Below are 16,527 nucleotides of genomic sequence, written 5' to 3' on the forward strand. Positions count from 1 at the left end.
GTGACCGCCTTCAACTTTCGCGCGCACCGCCTGATCTAGGATGGCCATGAACCTCACGCCAAACGTCCCCTTCCCGCCGACGGACAGGGAACACGGACCGCGACTGCAGTGCGGATACGGCACAGACCGGGGCCTGCGCCGCGAGGCGAACGAGGATTCCTTCATTGCCGCCGACCCCGTCTTCGCCGTGGCGGACGGCATGGGCGGCCACGAGGCCGGCGAAGTTGCCAGCAGCATCTGCGTGCGCACCCTGGCCGAGCTGCCTCAATTGAAGACAGGCAGCCGGGACGCCAGCGCCGATATCCTCCAGGAATACCTGTTCAAGGCTGACGCGGACATCCGTGAGGCCACCGGATCCCGCGCCGGCACCACCCTCTCCGGCGTCGTGGTGGTGGAACAGCTGGACGTTCCCTACTGGCTAGTCCTCAATATCGGTGATTCCCGCACCTACCGCTACAGCGGCGGCCAGCTCGCCCAACTCAGTGTGGACCATTCCGAGGTTCAGGAATTGTTCGACGCCGGCCAGATCACCGAGGCCGAGGCCGCCGTCTATCCGCGCAGGCACGTGGTGACCCGGGCCCTGGGTACCGGCGACGATACCGAGGCCGATTACTGGCTGCTTCCCCTTGAGGATGGTGACAGGATCCTCGTCTGCTCCGACGGTCTCAACGGTGAGCTTAGCGATGAGCAGATTGCCGGCATCCTTGGGGCCGAGGCGGACCCGCAAGCGGCCGTTGACGAACTGATCCAGGCGGCCCTGCGCAGCGGGGGCCGGGACAACATCACCGCGATCGTTGTGGACGCCCGGACCACCCCCGGGGCTGCGGCCGCCTGACCCGCCCGCGTGCCGGCCCCGGAGACGCCGGCCCGGAGAGGAGGGGGACCTTCGGCGGGTCCGGCCGGTGACCGGACAACGGAACGGATCTAGGGCAGGATAGGTCTGTGAGCACAGGGAAGACCGCGGCAGAGACCGCAGCAGGGACTGTAAAAGCAGACATAGAAGCCCCCGGGCACGTCTCGGAACCCCAGGGCCCCGACGGGCAGCAGGTCCCGTCCGGGGACATCCGTGCGGAGTACGAAGACCTCGTGGAAGAGGTCCGCAAACACCGGTTCGCGTACTACCAGCAGGACGCGCCGATCATCTCCGACGCCGAGTTCGACGAGCTCTACCGGCGCCTGGAGACGCTCGAAGCCATGCATCCGGAGCTGGTGGCCAACGATTCGCCCACGCAGGAAGTGGGCGGCGAAGTGTCCGCCGCCTTTACCGCCGTCGAGCACCTGCAGCGCATGTACAGCCTGGAGGACGTCTTCTCGCTCGAGGAGCTGGAAGCGTGGATGGCGAAGGCCGAGGCGGGCATCGCCAAGATCGGCAACGGAGGCAACCCGCCGTCGTGGCTCACCGAACTGAAAATCGACGGCCTGGCCGTCAACCTGCTCTACCGCGACGGTGTGCTGGTCCGGGCCGCCACCCGCGGCGACGGCACCACCGGCGAGGACATCACGCACAACGTTCTGACCATCAAGGAAATCCCGCAGCAGCTCAGCGGCACCGGCTTCCCGGCCGAGATGGAAGTCCGCGGCGAAGTCTTCATTCCGTCCAGGGCCTTCGCGGAATTCAACGAGGCCCTGATCGAGGCCGGCAAGGCACCTCTGGCCAACCCGCGCAACGCCGCCGCCGGTTCGCTGCGGCAGAAGGACCCCGCCGAAACCGCCAAACGCCCGCTGCGGATGTATGTCCACGGCATCGGGGTCCGCGAAGGACTGGACACTCTCAGCCAGTCGGAGACCTACCGCCGGCTCGCCGAGTGGGGCCTGCCCACGAGCCCTTATTTCGAGGTCCTGTCCGGACTGGCGGAGGTGCTGGCGTTCATCAAGCGCTACGGCGACAAACGGCACAGCCTCACGCACGAGATCGACGGCATCGTGGTCAAGGTGGACGACTTCGCGACGCAACGGGCGCTCGGCTACACCTCACGGGTGCCGCGCTGGGCGGTGGCCTACAAGTACCCGCCCGAGGAAGTCCACACCAAGCTGCTGGACATCGCGGTCAACGTCGGCCGCACCGGCCGCGTCACCCCATACGGCGTGATGGAACCGGTCAAGGTTGCCGGCTCCACCGTGGAAATGGCCACCCTGCACAACCAGGAAGTGGTCAAAGCCAAGGGCGTGAAGATCGGCGACATCGTGGTGCTGCGCAAAGCCGGCGACGTCATCCCCGAAATCGTGGGGCCGGTCCTGGCACTCCGGGACGCCCAGGACCCGCCGGTCCGCGACTTCATCATGCCCACCGAATGCCCGGCATGCGGCACGCCCCTGGCCCCCGGGAAGGAAGGGGACGTGGACATCCGCTGCCCCAACGCCCGGTCCTGCCCGGCGCAGCTGCGCGAACGCGTCTTCCACCTCGCAGGCCGCGGCGCCTTCGACATCGAGGCCCTGGGCTGGGAAGCCGCCATCGCGCTGACCCAGCCCGCCGAGCCCGCAACGCCCCCGCTGACCACCGAAGCGACACTGTTCGACCTCACCCCGGAGCAGCTCGCGGACGTCCGCGTGCGCCGGGAGAAGCGCTCCAAGGGCGCGGGCACAGGCGAATTCGAGCTCGTGCCCTACTTCTACACCAAGGCCACCACCAAGACCCCGTCCAAGCCCACAGCCACCACGGACAAGCTCTTCCGCGAACTCGAGAAGGCCAAATCCCAGCCGCTGTGGCGGGTCCTGGTGGCGCTGTCCATCCGGCATGTCGGCCCGCGGGCCTCCCGCGCCCTCGCCACCGCGTTCGGCAGCATGGACGCCATCCGGCAGGCCACCGAGGAGGAGCTCGCTCACGTCGACGGCGTGGGCCCGGTCATCGCCCAGGCCTTGACCGAATGGTTCGCCGAGGACTGGCACCGCGACATCGTGGACCGCTGGGCCGCCGCCGGTGTCAGGATGGCGGACGACCGCGACGAGTCCATGCCGCGGACCCTGGAAGGACTAACCATCGTGGTGACCGGAAGCCTCGAGGGCTTCAGCCGGGATGAGGCCAAGGAAGCCATCCTGATCCGCGGCGGCAAGGCCGCCGGCTCGGTCTCCAAGAACACCAGCTACGTGGTGGCGGGCGAGAACGCGGGCACCAAACTGGACAAGGCCGAACAACTCGGCGTCCCGGTCCTGGATGAGGACGGCTTCCGGGCGCTGTTGGCGAACGGCCCGGCACCTGCCGGGGCGCCGGACACCCTTGAGGACCCGGACACCCTTGAGGACCCGGATCCCGACGCCGGGGATCCCGACGCCGGTGCCGCGGCGGCCGAATGAGCCCCCACCCCGCGGGCCCGTCCGCTTCCGAAGCCGGACCGGCGGCGCTCCTGGAGCTGGCCAAGTTGGCCGCGGCGGCCGGCGCCGCGGTCCTGGCCACCCGGCAAGCCGCCGCCCTTGACGTCAGCAACAAGGGCGACTCGGGCGACTGGGTGACCGCGTTCGACCTCGCCGCGGAAGCCGCCGTCCGGGACGTCATCACCGCCGCCCGGCCGTGGGACATCATCACGGGGGAGGAGGGCGGCACCGTCCTGCCGGCCGAACCCAGCGGCTACCGCTGGTCCGTGGACCCTCTCGACGGCACCACCAACTTCATCCGCAACATCGTCTACTACGCCACGTCCGTGGCCGTGGCGGACCCCGACGGCGTCTGGCTGGCCGGCGTCGTCAGCGCCCCGGCGCTCGGCCGAACCTACTACGCGTCCCGCGGCGAAGGGGCCTGGCTCGAGGAACAGGGCCGGCGGACCGCCCTGTTGGGGCCCGTCCCCGACCGAACAGGCCAGATCCTGGCCACCGGCTTCAGCTACGATCCCGACGTCCGGGCGGAACAGGCCGCCGGCCTGGCCCGCCTGATGGACGGCTTCGCCGACATGCGCCGGCTGGGGTCCGCGGCCCTGGATCTGTGCCTCGTGGCGGACGGAACCCACGACGCCTACGGCGAGCGCGGGCTCAACGAACACGACTTCGCCGCCGGGGCCCTGATCGCGGAGGAGGCCGGCTGCTGGGTGCGGCGGCCGCGGCTCACCAGCCCCCTGGCCGGCGGCCCGTCCGACGACGAACGCCTGGCCGCCTGGACGTGTGCCGGATCGCTCGAGCTCTCCGGCAAGTTCCCGCTCTGACCGCCGCTGCCCCGCGGCTCCGCCTCCACCCGCAGCCGGCCAGCGCGATAGTAGTGATAGTTCAGTCACGGAAACTGCCTTTTCGGGGCAGCGCCGCGCCCGGCACCCGTACCATTGACAGGTGTCTTCGCAGATCCTCATACGCCCCGCCGTTCCGGCCGACTACGACGCCATAGCGCGCATCACCCGGGACGCCTATCTGGCCGCGGGCTACTTTGAGGACGCGGACCACCCGTACATGCGTCAGATCCAGAACGTCGCCCAGCGGGCTGCGGATGCGACCATCTGGGTGGCGGAGCGGAGCGGCACGATCCTTGGCTCCGTAACGCTGGCGGTCGAGGGCGAGCCGTACGCCGACATCGCCCTGAGCGACGAACTGGAGTTCCGCATGCTCGTCGTGGACCCGTCGGTCCAGCGCAGCGGCGCCGGCAAAGCCATGGTCGAGGCGATACTGGACCATGCCAGGACCCTGCCGGGCGTCCACGCCGTGGCCCTCACCACGGGGGAGAGCTGGGAAAGCGCCCACGGCCTCTACCGGAAGACCGGCTTTGTCCGGACCCCGGAACGCGACTGGCTGGTCCCGGGCACGGACATCAAACTGCTCGTCTACCGCCAGGAGCTCTAACCCCCGGGCCCGCCCCCGGGCAGGCCCGACACAAAGCCGCCGTCTTTCGCGGCTGAAGCCTCCCGCGACCTAAAGTGGTGCCGAATCCTTACCCACCGCGAAAGGCACCCCCATGCGTAAGACCTTCGGCACCGGCTCCACCTGGGAGCAGACGCTCGGCTATTCCCGGGCCGTCCAGGTCGAGAACACCCTGTACATCTCCGCGACCGCCGCCAGCGGCGAGGACGGAATTGTGGGCGAGGACTTCTACACCCAGACCAGCTACATCCTGCAGAAGCTCGGTGCGGTGCTGGCCGAGGCCGGCTTCGGGTTCGAGGACGTGGTGCAGTCCAAGCTGTACCTGACGGACATCAGCAAGTGGGAAGAAGCCGGCCGCGCCCACGGCGAAGTCTTCGGCGACATCCGCCCCACGCTCTCCCTCGTCCACGTGCTGCCGTTCCTGGACCCCGCGATGCTCGTCGAGATCGAACTCGTCGCGCACAAGAGCGACAGCTAACCCCTAAGCAACGCGGGGTCACTTAAGGCCCATTCCGGCGCGCATTATGGGCGTTAAATGACCCCGCGTTGCATTCCGGGACTCTGGCGGAACGCCCGGTCTTGGAGTATGAAGGGCGCATGAAAAGGGCGCAAGGCAGGGGCCCCGCGGGGATACCCCTCATCGGCCAGTTCCGCTCGTATGACCGCGCCTGGCTGCGGGGGGATCTGATCGCCGGAGTCACCGTCGCGGCGCTGATCGTCCCGAAAAATCTGGGGTACGCGGGCATCGCGGGGATCCCGCTGCAGAACGGCCTGTACGCCGCTGCTGCCGGCGCCATCGTCTACGCGGTCTTCGGCACCTGCCGGCAGATCTCGATGGGCCCCAGCTCGGGTTTGGCGGCCGTGGCCGCCAGCGCCGTGCTCGCGGCGGGCATCACCGGAGAGCAGGACGCTGCCTCGTTCGTTGCGGGAATTACCCTCGCCTCAGGACTCCTGTTCCTTCTTCTTGCCGTCTTCAAGATGGGCTGGATTGCGCAGTTCCTCTCACGGGCCGTGGTGACCGGTTTCCTGTTCGGCGCGGCGATCGACGTCGTGATCGGTGAGCTTCCCAAGCTCACCGGGACCGAGGTCACCGGCTCGAACCCGATCCAGGAACTGTGGTCATGGCTGGGGACCTTGGGCGAGGCGAATCAGGCGACCGTGGTGGTAGGGGTCATCGCGCTGGTTGTCGTCTTCGGGCTCAAGGCCGTCGCGCCGCAGGTTCCCGGCGCGCTGGTCCTGGTGGTGGGCGGATTGGCCTCGGCGGCCCTGTTCGACCTCGGCGCCAAGGGCGTGGCCCTCGTGGGTGATGTCCCCCGGGGGCTGCCGTCGCTTCAGGTCCCGGACGGTGCGCTGATGTGGGACCACGCGGCCACCGTGGCCCTCGCGGCGGTGGCACTGGTCCTGATCGGCTTCTCCCAGACCGCGGGCGATGCCCGGGCATTCGCGGCCAAGCACCGCTACCAGATCGACATCAACCAGGAATCCGTGGCCCAGTCGCTGGCCAACATCGGCGCGGGACTCTTCAAGGGAATGCCCGTCTCGACCAGCCTGTCCGCGAGCTCGCTGAACGACCACTCCGGGGCGAAGACCGGCCTGGCCTCCCTCACCTCGGGGGTCACCGTCCTGCTCACGCTGCTCTTCCTGGCGCCATTGTTCTCGATCCTGCCCAAACCGGTCCTGGCGGCGCTGATCATCGAGGCCGTGGTCATGGGCATGATGAACGTGCCAGAGATGCGGCGGCTTGCCCGGGTGCAGAAAGTAGATTTTTGGATTGCGGTCGCCGCGATCATGGGCACCCTGATCTTCGGCGTGCTGGCGGGTGTCATCATCGGGATCGGGCTCTCACTGCTCTGGCTGGTCCGGGTGGCCACCCACCCGGAAATGCCGTCGCTCGGCCGGGAGCCGGGCACCCAGGTGTTCCGTGAATCCGACGGGCACCCCGGCGACGAGGTGGTCGCCGGCGTAGCCGTCATCCGGTTCGACGGCGGTCTCTTCTTCGCCACGGCCGACGCGTTGGAGGACCGGCTGCGCGATGTCATCCAGTCAACGCCGCAGCTCACCGGGATCGTGCTCGACTGCGGCGGGATCAACTTTGTCGACTCCCAGGGAGCGGCGAAGATGGCGGACATCGTGAGCCTGGTCCGAGAGTCCGGCGTCAACCTGCGCCTCACCCGGCTGAAGCCCGCGGTTCGGGCGGTCCTGGAGCGGGACGGCGTGATCGAACTCATCGGGGCCGGCAAGATTCACGGCAACATCTACCGGGCGGTGCAAGCGGAACAGGCGGCACCGCAGAAGGAACCGGACGAGCCCGGCTAGAAGCAACGCGGGGTCACTTACGGCCCGTTCCGGCCGTCCGGACGGGCCGTAAGTGACCCCGCGTTGCTTGTCGTTGCCCGTCACGGTGCCCGGAAGTAACTGCATGCGAACCCACGTAGACTGGGACGGAAAATAATCCTTACCTTGCAGGGGAGATCCATGGCTGCGATCAACCGCGACGACGTCGCGCATCTTGCGCGTCTCGCGCACATCGAGATGAGTGCTGAAGAGCTGGACAGGATGGCCGGCGAACTCGCCGTCATCGTTGAATCCGTGAAGTCTGTCAGCGAGGCCGCCGGTGATGACGTCCCGGCCACGTCGCACCCGATTCCGCTGACCAACGTGTTCCGCGAAGACGTGGTGGGCCACACGTTTACGGCCGAGCAGTCGCTCTCCGGTGCCCCCGACGCGTACGAAGGCCGCTTCAAGGTCCCGGCAATCCTGGATGAGGACTAAGACCATGACTGAGAACAACGAACTGATCCGCCTGTCCGCCGCCGTGCTGGCAGAAAAGCTTGCCGCCCGCGAGATCACCGCCGTCGAGGTCACCCAGGCGTACCTGGACCGCATCGCCGCCGTCGAAGGCAAGGTTCATGCCTTCCTGCACGTCAACGCCGACGAGGCGCTCGCCGTCGCCGCCGAAGTGGACGCGATCCGCGCCGCCGGCGGTGCCGCCGCCGAAGAGCTCCACGTCCTCGCGGGCGTGCCGATCGCCGTCAAGGACCTCATCGTCACCATCGGCCAGCCCACCACGGCCGGCTCGAAAATCCTCGAGGGCTGGCACAGCCCCTACGACGCCACCGTCGTCGAGCGCCTGCGCGCCGCGAAGATGCCGATCCTGGGCAAGACCAACCTGGACGAATTCGCGATGGGTTCCTCCACCGAGCACTCCGCGTTCGGCCCCACCCACAACCCGTGGGATCTGGACCGCATCCCCGGCGGCTCCGGAGGCGGCTCGGCCGCGGCCGTCGCGGCCTTCGAAGCCCCGCTGGCTCTCGGCACGGACACCGGCGGATCCATCCGCCAGCCCGGCGCCGTCACCGGCACGGTCGGCGTCAAGCCCACCTACGGCGGCGTCTCCCGCTACGGCGCCATCGCCATGGCCTCCTCGCTGGACCAGATCGGCCCGGTCTCGCGCACGGTGCTGGACTCGGCCCTGCTGCACCAGGTGATCGGCGGACACGATCCCCGCGATTCCACCTCGCTCCCGGACCCGCTCGAGGACCTCGTAGCCGCGGCCCGGACCGGCAACGTCCGCGGCATGAAGATCGGCATCATCAAGGAACTCCACGGCGAGGGCTACCAGGCCGGCGTCGAGAACCGCTTCAACGAGTCCCTCGAACTGCTCAAGGGCGCCGGCGCCGAGATCGTCGAGGTCTCCTGCCCCAACTTCAAGTACGCCCTGGGCGCCTACTACCTGATCATGCCCTCCGAGGCGTCCTCGAACCTGGCCAAGTTCGACGGCGTCCGGTACGGTCTGCGGGTCCTGCCCGAAGAGGGACCGCTGACGATCGAACGCGTCATGGGCTCCACCCGCGCCGCCGGCTTCGGCGACGAGGTCAAGCGCCGCATCATCCTGGGCACGTACGCGCTGAGCGCCGGCTACTACGACGCCTACTACGGCTCGGCCCAGAAGGTGCGCACCCTGATCCAGCGCGACTTCGAGGCCGCGTTTGCCAAGGCGGACGTGCTCATTTCCCCGACGGCGCCCACCACGGCGTTCAAGCTCGGCGAGAAGCTCAACGACCCGCTGGCGATGTACCTCAACGACGTCGCCACCATCCCGGCCAACATGGCAGGCGTCCCCGGGCTCTCCCTGCCCGGCGGCCTCGCCGACGAGGACGGGCTGCCCGTCGGCATCCAGCTGCTGGCCCCGGCCCGCCAGGACGCAAGGCTGTACCGCGTCGGCGCCGTGCTGGAATCCCTGCTAGAGGCGCAGTGGGGCGGACCCCTCCTGGACAAGGCCCCTTCCTTGACGGATTCTTCCCTGACCGATTCTGCCTCGGCGGTTGCTGCAACTGATTCAACGGCTGACGCCGCCCTGAGCCACGGAGGTTCACACTAATGACTGACGCAACCCTGAGCTTCGAAGAGGCCATGGAGAAGTACGATCCCGTCCTGGGGTTCGAGGTCCACGTGGAGCTCAACACCAAGACCAAGATGTTCTCCTCCGCTCCCAACGTCTTCGGCGACGAGCCCAACACCAACGTCAACGAGGTGGACCTCGGCATGCCCGGGGTCCTGCCCGTGGTGAACAAGACCGCGATCGAGTCCTCGATCAAAATCGGCCTGGCCCTGAACTGCAAGATCGCCGAGACCTGCCGCTTCGCCCGGAAGAACTACTTCTACCCGGACACCCCGAAGAACTTCCAGACCTCCCAGTACGACGAGCCGATCGCGTACGACGGCTACCTGGACATCGAGCTCTCCGACGGCACCATGTTCCGCGTCGAGATCGAACGCGCCCACATGGAAGAGGACGCCGGCAAGCTGACCCACATGGGCGGCGCCACCGGCCGCATCCAGGGCGCGGACTACTCCCTGGTCGACTACAACCGCTCCGGCGTGCCGCTCGTCGAGATCGTCACCAAGCCGATTGAGGGCGCCGGCAGCCGCGCGCCCGAACTCGCCAAGGCCTACGTGGCCGCGGTCCGGGAGATCGTCAAGAACCTTGGCGTCTCCGACGCCAAGATGGAGCGGGGCAACGTCCGCTGCGACGCCAACGTCTCGCTGCGCCCGCACGGCCGTGAACGCTTCGGGATCCGCTCCGAGACCAAGAACGTCAACTCGCTGCGCGCCGTCGAACATGCCGTCCGCTACGAGATCCAGCGGCACGCCGCCGTCCTGGACTCCGGCGAGCCCGTCATCCAGGAAACCCGGCACTGGCACGAGGACACCCGGACCACGACGTCGGGCCGGGCCAAGTCCGACGCCGACGACTACCGCTACTTCCCGGAACCGGACCTAGTCCCGATCACCGCGTCCCGCGAATGGGTCGAGGAACTCCGGGCCACCCTGCCCGAGCCGCCGGCCGCACGCCGCAAGCGCCTGCAGGCCGACTGGGGCTACTCCGACCTGGAATTCCGCGACGTCGTCAACGCCGGCGTCATGGACGAGATCGAGGAAACCATCGCCGCCGGCGCCACCCCCACGGTGGCCCGCAAATGGTGGATGGGCGAGATCGTCGGACGCGCCAAGAACGCCGACGTCGATCCCGGCCAGCTCGGCGTCAAGCCGGCCACCATCGTGGAACTGAACCAGATGGTTGAAGACGGCAAGATCAACAACAAGATGGCCTCCGAGGTCCTGGACGGCGTGCTCGCCGGCGAGGGAACCCCGGCGGAAATCGTCGAGAAGCGCGGCCTCGCCGTGGTCTCCGACGACGCCCCCCTGCTCGAAGCGATCGACGCGGCCCTCGCCGCGCAGCCCGGCGTCGCGGACAAGATCCGCGGCGGCAAGATCCAGGCGATCGGCGCGATCGTCGGTGGCGTCATGAAGGCCACCCGCGGCCAGGCCGACGCCGGCCGTGTCAGGGAGCTGATCCTGGAGCGCCTCGGCGTCGAGGGCTAGCCCTCAGCCCCCACTAAATCGGTCATGATGGTCTGCAGTGCTTCGCAGACCATCATGACCGATGTGCGTTTAAGGTTCTCCGGCCTGGCCAGCAGGTCGATCCGGCGCCGGGTGCTGATGCCCTCCAGCGGCCGCAGCACAATGTCCGGGTTCAGCACGGGCTGCGCTGTATGCCGGGGCAGCAGGCCGATCACGCCGCCAGCCGCCACGAGCGCCGCCACGGTCGAATAGTCATTGATGCGGTGCACGATGTTCAGTTCCCGGCTGGAGACCGCGGCGACGGCGGAGAGCACGTCCGCGGGGGAGTAGCCGGCGCGGCTGGTCACCCACGGTTCGCCCACGACGTCGTCCGCCGTCACCGCGCGCTGGCCGGCCAGCCGGTGCCCGGCCGGCAGCGCCACGTCCAGCGGCTCGTGCGCGAGCGGGATCACCGCGACGCGTTCCTCGGGCCAGCGAGGGCTGTGATCCATCCGGTGCGCCAGGACCAGATCGTAGCGGGCGGTTAGGGCCGGGAAATCCTGCTGGGCCACGTCCTCGTCGGAGAGCAGGATCCGGGGCTGGCCGGGGCCGTCCAGGAGCCGGGCCAGCGGCGCGAACAACGCCTGCCCGGCACTGTGGAACCCGCTCAGCGTCACGGGTGCGACCGGCGAGCCGTGGTAGGCGCCGATGGCCATTTTCGCATCCGCCATGGCGCTCACGACCGCGGCCCCGGCGTCCGCCAGGACCTGCCCCGCCTCCGTGAGCACCAGGTTCCGGCCCTCCTTGCGGGTCAGCGGCACCTCCACGGTCTTCTGCAGCGCGGCCAGCTGCTGGGACACGGCCGACGGCGTCACGAGCAGGGTTTCGGCGACGGCTTTGACGCTGCCCAGCGCGCCGAGTTCGCGCAGCATCTCCAGCTGGTGGATTTCCATGCCGCCCATTCTATGCGCAAGAAAAAGCTAAATCGTCGATTGAGAAAAAGGCGGTTGTGCTAATGCTTTTCTGTCGGTCTAATGGGGGTGAGTTGTCCCACACGCCCGTGCCGCGCGGCGGCACAGAACGCGCGGAGCAAACCGCGAGCAAATACAGTTAGGAAGGCCCATGAAGGCTCTCTACAAGGCCGGCGCCCACGCAGGATTCGAACTCGTTGACCGCCCCGAGCCCGAGGCCGGTCCCGGCGACGTCAAGATCCGGGTCATGACCACCGGCATTTGCGGTACTGACCTGCACATCCAGTCCTGGGACGCCTGGGCGCAGGGCATCATCAACGCCCCCCTGATCCCCGGCCACGAGTTCTACGGCGAAGTCGTCGAGATCGGCGAGGACGTCCTGGACGTCAAGGTGGGGGACCGGGTCTCCGGCGAGGGCCACATCGTCTGCGGGATTTGCCGCAACTGCCGCGCGGGCCGCAAGCAGATGTGCATCAACACCGTGAGCGTCGGCGTCCAGCGCGACGGCGCCTTCGCCGAGTACGTGGTGATCCCCGAGACCAACGTCTGGGTCCACCAGGACCCCTCCGTCACACCGGAACTGGGCGCCATCTTCGATCCCTTCGGCAACGCCGTCCACACGGCCCTGAGCTTCCCCCTGGTCGGTGAGGACGTCCTGATCACCGGCGCCGGGCCGATCGGACTCATGGCGATCGCCGTCGCCCGGCACGCGGGCGCCCGCAAAATCGCCATCACGGACGTCTCCGCCCCGCGGCTGGAACTGGCCCGCAAACTCGGCGTCGACCTGGCGATCGATGTCTCCAAGATGCGGGTCAAGGACGCCCAGCGGGAGCTCGGCATGCGCGAAGGGTTCGACATCGGCATGGAAATGTCGGGACACCCCACCGCCCTGCCTGAGATGATCGACAACATGAACCACGGCGGCCGGATCGCGATGCTGGGACTGCCCAGCCAGTCCATCGACATCAACTGGGGCAAGGTGGTCACCCACATGCTGACCATGAAGGGCATCTACGGCCGTGAAATGTTCGAGACCTGGTACGCGATGAGCGCCATGCTTTCCTCCAACCCGGTCCTGCACGCCAACATCTCGGCCGTGGTCACCGACACGCTGCCCGCCAGCGACTGGGAAAAGGGCTTCGAAGTGGCCCGTGCCGGCCTCGGCGGCAAAGTGGTCCTCGACTGGACCACTTTCTAGACCTGCCTTCCTGACCGCCCGTCACCGGGCCTCCCGCCAGGCCCCGCATTTTTTGCCCCGCATCCAACCAGCTGAGGAGCCAACCCATGTATTCAGCCATCAAGGACCAGCTGCAGCACGAACTCGACGAGATCCGCAGCGCCGGCCTCTTCAAGACCGAGCGGCACATCGACTCGCCGCAGGCCAACCACATCAAGGCAGGGCAGATCGGCGAATCCAGCGCCGACGTCCTGAACTTCTGCGCCAACAACTACCTGGGCCTCGCGGACCACCCGGAGATCATCGCCGCCGCCAAGGACGCCATGGACGCCCGCGGCTTCGGCATGGCCAGCGTCCGCTTCATCTGCGGCACCCAGGACCTGCACCTGGCCCTGGAAAAGCGCGTCTCAAAATTCCTCGGCACCGAGGACACCATCCTGTTCTCCAGCTGCTTCGACGCCAACGGCGGCGTGTTCGAGTCCCTCTTCGGCCCGGAAGACGCGGTTATCTCCGACGCGCTGAACCACGCTTCCATCATCGACGGCATCCGGCTGTGCAAGGCCCAGCGGTTCCGCTACGCCAACCAGGACATGGCGGACCTCGAGGCGAAACTGATCGAGGCCACCACGCAGGAAAACCCGGCCCGCCGCAAGATCATCGTCACCGACGGCGTCTTCTCGATGGACGGCTTCCTGGCCCCGCTCGAGGCGATCTGCGACCTCGCCGAAAAGTACGACGCCATGGTCATGGTGGACGACTCCCACGCCGTGGGCTTCATGGGCGCCACCGGGGCAGGCACCCCGGAACACGCCGGCGTCTCGGACCGCGTGGACATCTACACCGGCACCTTCGGCAAGGCCCTCGGCGGAGCCTCCGGCGGTTACGTCTCGGGCCGCGGCGAAGTCGTGGCGATGCTCCGCCAGAAGGCCCGCCCGTACCTGTTCTCCAACTCGCTGGCCCCGGCGATCGTCGCGGCCACGCTGAAGGCCCTGGACCTCGTGGAGAGCTCCGGCGAACTGCGCAGCAAGCTCTTCGCCAACGCGGAGCTCTTCCGGAACCGCATGAGCGAGGAGGGCTTCGACCTGCTTCCGGGCGAGCACGCGATTGTTCCGGTGATGTTCGGCGACGCCGTCATGGCGGCCAAGGTGGCCGATGCCATGCTCCACCATGGAGTCTTCGTTACTGCGTTCAGCTACCCGGTGGTGCCCAAGGGCGCCGCCCGGATCCGCGTGCAGCTCTCGGCCGCGCACAGCGCCGAGGACGTCGAGGCGTGCGTGCAGGCGTTCGTCCAGAGCCGGGCCGCCGTCGCCGCCTAAACGAAGCGGGAGCCGGTTGCGGTCCGCAACCGGCACAGCCGCCCGCACCTGACCCGGACAATCTGCGAGGATGGAGCCATGTCAGATACTTACGATGTCGTGATTGTCGGCGGGGGCATCGCCGGGCTCTCCCTTGCCTCCACGCTTGCCGGGCAGTGCAGCGTGGCCCTGGTCGAAGCCGAGCAGACCCTGGCCTACCACACCTCGGCCCGCTCGGCCCGGCAACTGATTCCCAGCTACGGCCCGCCCGTGGTCCAGGAACTCACCGTCCGGACGCTGGAGCTCATCGCCGAGCGGGACGCCGAACGCCCGCAACAGGTGCTCACCCCGCGCGGGTTCATGCTGATCGGCGACGACGCCACCGTATGGGCCGAAGCCAGCGGCCACATGCGGCGGATCACCCACGCCGAGGCCATGGACCTGTGCCCGGTCCTGGTCCCGGACTCCTTCAGCGCGGCCGGCCTGGACACCGGATCCTTCGCCTGCAACGCCCCCGTGCTGCTCGAGGATCACCGGCGCCGTGCCGAGGCCGGCGGCGTGGACATCATCACCGGGGCCAGGGTCCACTCCGCCCAGCGCCTTGGAACCGGCTGGGAACTGGGCGCCGGGCAGGAAGGGTTCCAGGCCGCCGTCGTGGTCAACGCCGCCGGTGCCTGGGCGGACGAACTCGCCGTCCTCAGCGGCGTGGAGAAGCTTGGCCTGCAGCCGTACCGCCGCACCGCCGCGATCGTCGACGTCGGGAATCCCCTCCCGGCCGGCTGCCCGATGGTGGCGGCGGCCGATGACAGCTTCTACTTCCGGCCCGACGGCGGCCAGGTCCTGATCTCGCCCTCCGAACACGTTCCGAGCGGGCCCGAAGACGCCCGGCCCTACCCCGGCGACATCGAACGGCTCGTGGCCCGGCTCAACACCATCACGACGCTCGGGATCCGCGACGTCCGCGAGGCCTGGACGGGGCTGCGGACAGAGGCCGCCGACGGCGTCCCCGTGGTGGGATTCGACGCCGAGGCCACCGGATTCTTCTGGCTCGCCGGCCAGGGCGGCTACGGATTCCAGACGTCCGCCGGCATCGCGGAGCTGGCCGCCGGGCTGATCCTGGCCGGGCAGGGCTCCGGCATTGCCGCGGCCACGGCCGCGGGCGCCAGTCCGGCATCCCGGACAGCGGAGGCGCTGGCCGCGACCCGCTGGTCCATCCGGCGTTGAAGAATGGAACCATGAGCACCCTGATCACTAATATCGCCGAACTCATGACCCAGGACGCCGAGCACCGCGTCCTGCGCGACGCGGCGGTGGTGATCGAGGGCGAGCGGATTTCCTGGCTCGGGCCGGCCGCCGATGCACCGGCCGCAGACGAGGCCGTGGACGCCGGCGGCCGGGCGCTCCTGCCGGGCTGGGTGGATTCGCACACCCACCTGATCTTCGCGGGGGACCGCACGGCCGAGTTCGAGGCCCGGATGGCGGGGGAGAGCTACAGTGCGGGCGGGATCGCCGTGACCACCGGCGCTACCCGGGGCACCAGCGACTTCGACCTCACCCGGCTGGCGATGGGCCGGGTCGCCGAGGCCGTGTCGCAGGGCACCACGTACCTGGAAACCAAGACCGGATACGGCCTGGACCTAGAGAACGAGGCCCGCAGCGCCCGCAGCGCCTCCACGGTCGCTGACGAGGCGACGTACCTGGGGGCGCACCTCGTGCCCGCGGGGATGGACGCGGAGGACTACACGGAGCTGGTGTGCGGGCCGATGCTCGACGCCGTGCTGCCCTACGTCCGCTGGGCCGACGTCTTCTGCGAGCGGGGCGCCTTCAACGAGGACCAGTCCCGCCGCGTGCTGCAGGCCTGCAAGGACGCCGGACTGGGGCTGCGCGTGCACGGCAACCAGCTCGGCGAAGGCCCGGGCGTCCGGCTGGCGGTGGAATTCGGCGCCGCCAGCGTGGACCATGTGAACTACCTCGCTGCCGCGGACATCGACGCCCTCGCCGCCAGCTGGTCCGGCTGGGACGCCGCCGGCGGCAGCGGACCGCGCGGCACGGTGGCGACGTGCCTGCCGGCCTGCGACCTCTCCACCCGGCAGCCGCTGGCCCCGGGCCGGGAACTGCTCGACGCCGGGGTGCAGCTAGCCCTGGCCTCCAACTGCAACCCCGGCACGTCCTACACGAGCTCCATGGCGTTCTGCGTCACCACCGCCGTGCTGCAGATGCGGCTCAGTGTTCATGAGGCGGTGCGGGCCGCGACCTACGGCGGCGCGCTCGCCCTCGGGCGGGAATCCGGGAACGACGTCGACGGCGAACGCGCGGTGGGCTCGATCGCCGTCGGGCACCGCGCGGACCTGCACCTGCTCAACGCGCCGTCGGCCACGCACCTGGCCTACCGGCCCGGCATCCCCCTGACGCACGCCGTGTGGCGGGCCGGAATAGCGCAACGAGTCCGCTAATCCGGGCCGGGCCA

Annotated in this window: 14 protein-coding genes; 13 read left to right on the top strand and 1 reads right to left on the bottom strand. The window is 68.8% G+C overall.

Going from position 1 to position 16,527, the window contains the following annotated elements:
• The first annotated feature begins 46 nt into the window (after nucleotides 1-46).
• From C8D78_RS11335 to gatB, 9 genes are all read left to right on the top strand, one after another.
• Nucleotides 47-835, top strand: coding sequence for a PP2C family protein-serine/threonine phosphatase (locus tag C8D78_RS11335; protein ID WP_120953729.1), 789 nt, complete (start codon nucleotides 47-49; stop codon nucleotides 833-835).
• Between the two features lie 161 nt (nucleotides 836-996).
• On the top strand, nucleotides 997-3,291 hold the full coding sequence (gene ligA / locus C8D78_RS11340; RefSeq protein ID WP_425266697.1) for an NAD-dependent DNA ligase LigA: 2,295 nt from the start codon (nucleotides 997-999) through the stop codon (nucleotides 3,289-3,291).
• Nucleotides 3,288-4,130 (top strand): inositol monophosphatase family protein, encoded by an 843-nt coding sequence (locus tag C8D78_RS11345; RefSeq protein ID WP_120953732.1) that lies wholly within the window; start codon nucleotides 3,288-3,290, stop codon nucleotides 4,128-4,130. Before ligA ends, C8D78_RS11345 begins: the two co-directional genes overlap by 4 nt.
• Nucleotides 4,131-4,251: 121 nt before the next feature.
• A complete protein-coding gene (locus C8D78_RS11350) occupies nucleotides 4,252-4,755 on the top strand; it encodes a GNAT family N-acetyltransferase (RefSeq protein ID WP_120953735.1) in 504 nt (167 codons plus the stop codon).
• A 112-nt stretch (nucleotides 4,756-4,867) separates the two neighbouring features.
• Entirely contained in the window at nucleotides 4,868-5,251 is a 384-nt protein-coding gene (locus tag C8D78_RS11355; protein WP_120953737.1) for a RidA family protein, read from the top strand.
• Between the two features lie 119 nt (nucleotides 5,252-5,370).
• Nucleotides 5,371-7,089 (top strand): SulP family inorganic anion transporter, encoded by a 1,719-nt coding sequence (locus tag C8D78_RS11360; protein ID WP_120953739.1) that lies wholly within the window; start codon nucleotides 5,371-5,373, stop codon nucleotides 7,087-7,089.
• A 159-nt stretch (nucleotides 7,090-7,248) separates the two neighbouring features.
• On the top strand, nucleotides 7,249-7,545 hold the full coding sequence (gene gatC, locus C8D78_RS11365; protein WP_011691167.1) for an Asp-tRNA(Asn)/Glu-tRNA(Gln) amidotransferase subunit GatC: 297 nt from the start codon (nucleotides 7,249-7,251) through the stop codon (nucleotides 7,543-7,545).
• Nucleotides 7,546-7,549: 4 nt separating this feature from the next.
• Nucleotides 7,550-9,154, top strand: a complete 1,605-nt coding sequence (gene gatA, locus C8D78_RS11370) for an Asp-tRNA(Asn)/Glu-tRNA(Gln) amidotransferase subunit GatA (protein ID WP_244208360.1) — start codon at nucleotides 7,550-7,552, stop codon at nucleotides 9,152-9,154.
• The gene (gene gatB / locus C8D78_RS11375; RefSeq protein WP_120953741.1) at nucleotides 9,154-10,659 is read left to right on the top strand and encodes an Asp-tRNA(Asn)/Glu-tRNA(Gln) amidotransferase subunit GatB; all 1,506 of its coding nucleotides are present in this window, start codon (nucleotides 9,154-9,156) and stop codon (nucleotides 10,657-10,659) included. The genes gatA and gatB overlap by 1 nt, the downstream gene beginning before the upstream one ends.
• Here the strand turns inward: gatB and C8D78_RS11380 are convergent.
• Complete coding sequence (locus C8D78_RS11380) at nucleotides 10,656-11,570, bottom strand: LysR family transcriptional regulator (RefSeq protein WP_120953743.1); 915 nt, start codon at nucleotides 11,568-11,570, stop codon at nucleotides 10,656-10,658. The genes gatB and C8D78_RS11380 overlap by 4 nt on opposite strands.
• Nucleotides 11,571-11,739: 169 nt before the next feature.
• Between C8D78_RS11380 and tdh the strand changes: the two genes are divergently transcribed.
• The 4 genes from tdh to C8D78_RS11400 all read left to right on the top strand — a co-directional run bounded on the left by tdh (nucleotide 11,740) and on the right by C8D78_RS11400 (nucleotide 16,513).
• Nucleotides 11,740-12,786 carry an L-threonine 3-dehydrogenase gene (gene tdh, locus C8D78_RS11385; RefSeq protein ID WP_120953745.1) on the top strand — a complete coding sequence of 349 codons (1,047 nt, stop codon included), beginning with the start codon at nucleotides 11,740-11,742 and terminating at the stop codon, nucleotides 12,784-12,786.
• 86 nt (nucleotides 12,787-12,872) lie between these two features.
• Nucleotides 12,873-14,081 carry a glycine C-acetyltransferase gene (locus tag C8D78_RS11390; RefSeq protein WP_120953747.1) on the top strand — a complete coding sequence of 403 codons (1,209 nt, stop codon included), beginning with the start codon at nucleotides 12,873-12,875 and terminating at the stop codon, nucleotides 14,079-14,081.
• A 78-nt stretch (nucleotides 14,082-14,159) separates the two neighbouring features.
• Nucleotides 14,160-15,284, top strand: coding sequence for an NAD(P)/FAD-dependent oxidoreductase (locus tag C8D78_RS11395; RefSeq protein WP_120953749.1), 1,125 nt, complete (start codon nucleotides 14,160-14,162; stop codon nucleotides 15,282-15,284).
• A gap of 11 nt (nucleotides 15,285-15,295) precedes the next feature.
• Nucleotides 15,296-16,513: an amidohydrolase family protein gene (locus C8D78_RS11400; protein ID WP_120953751.1), complete on the top strand. Its 1,218-nt coding sequence runs from the start codon at nucleotides 15,296-15,298 to the stop codon at nucleotides 16,511-16,513.
• Nucleotides 16,514-16,527: the final 14 nt, after the last annotated feature.

This window comes from Arthrobacter oryzae, from assembly GCF_003634095.1.
Classification (GTDB): Bacteria; Actinomycetota; Actinomycetes; order Actinomycetales; family Micrococcaceae; genus Arthrobacter; species Arthrobacter oryzae.

Excerpts from the sequence above, each read along its gene's own strand:
- C8D78_RS11335 (WP_120953729.1), top strand. The coding sequence starts at position 47 with ATGAACCTCACGCCAAACGTCCCCTTCCCGCCGACGGACAGGGAACAC.
- C8D78_RS11345 (WP_120953732.1), top strand. The coding sequence starts at position 3,288 with ATGAGCCCCCACCCCGCGGGCCCGTCCGCTTCCGAAGCCGGACCGGCG.
- C8D78_RS11355 (WP_120953737.1), top strand. The coding sequence starts at position 4,868 with ATGCGTAAGACCTTCGGCACCGGCTCCACCTGGGAGCAGACGCTCGGC.
- C8D78_RS11360 (WP_120953739.1), top strand. The coding sequence starts at position 5,371 with ATGAAAAGGGCGCAAGGCAGGGGCCCCGCGGGGATACCCCTCATCGGC.
- gatC (WP_011691167.1), top strand. The coding sequence starts at position 7,249 with ATGGCTGCGATCAACCGCGACGACGTCGCGCATCTTGCGCGTCTCGCG.
- gatA (WP_244208360.1), top strand. The coding sequence starts at position 7,550 with ATGACTGAGAACAACGAACTGATCCGCCTGTCCGCCGCCGTGCTGGCA.
- gatB (WP_120953741.1), top strand. The coding sequence starts at position 9,154 with ATGACTGACGCAACCCTGAGCTTCGAAGAGGCCATGGAGAAGTACGAT.
- C8D78_RS11380 (WP_120953743.1), bottom strand. The coding sequence starts at position 11,570 with ATGGAAATCCACCAGCTGGAGATGCTGCGCGAACTCGGCGCGCTGGGC.
- tdh (WP_120953745.1), top strand. The coding sequence starts at position 11,740 with ATGAAGGCTCTCTACAAGGCCGGCGCCCACGCAGGATTCGAACTCGTT.
- C8D78_RS11390 (WP_120953747.1), top strand. The coding sequence starts at position 12,873 with ATGTATTCAGCCATCAAGGACCAGCTGCAGCACGAACTCGACGAGATC.
- C8D78_RS11395 (WP_120953749.1), top strand. The coding sequence starts at position 14,160 with ATGTCAGATACTTACGATGTCGTGATTGTCGGCGGGGGCATCGCCGGG.
- C8D78_RS11400 (WP_120953751.1), top strand. The coding sequence starts at position 15,296 with ATGAGCACCCTGATCACTAATATCGCCGAACTCATGACCCAGGACGCC.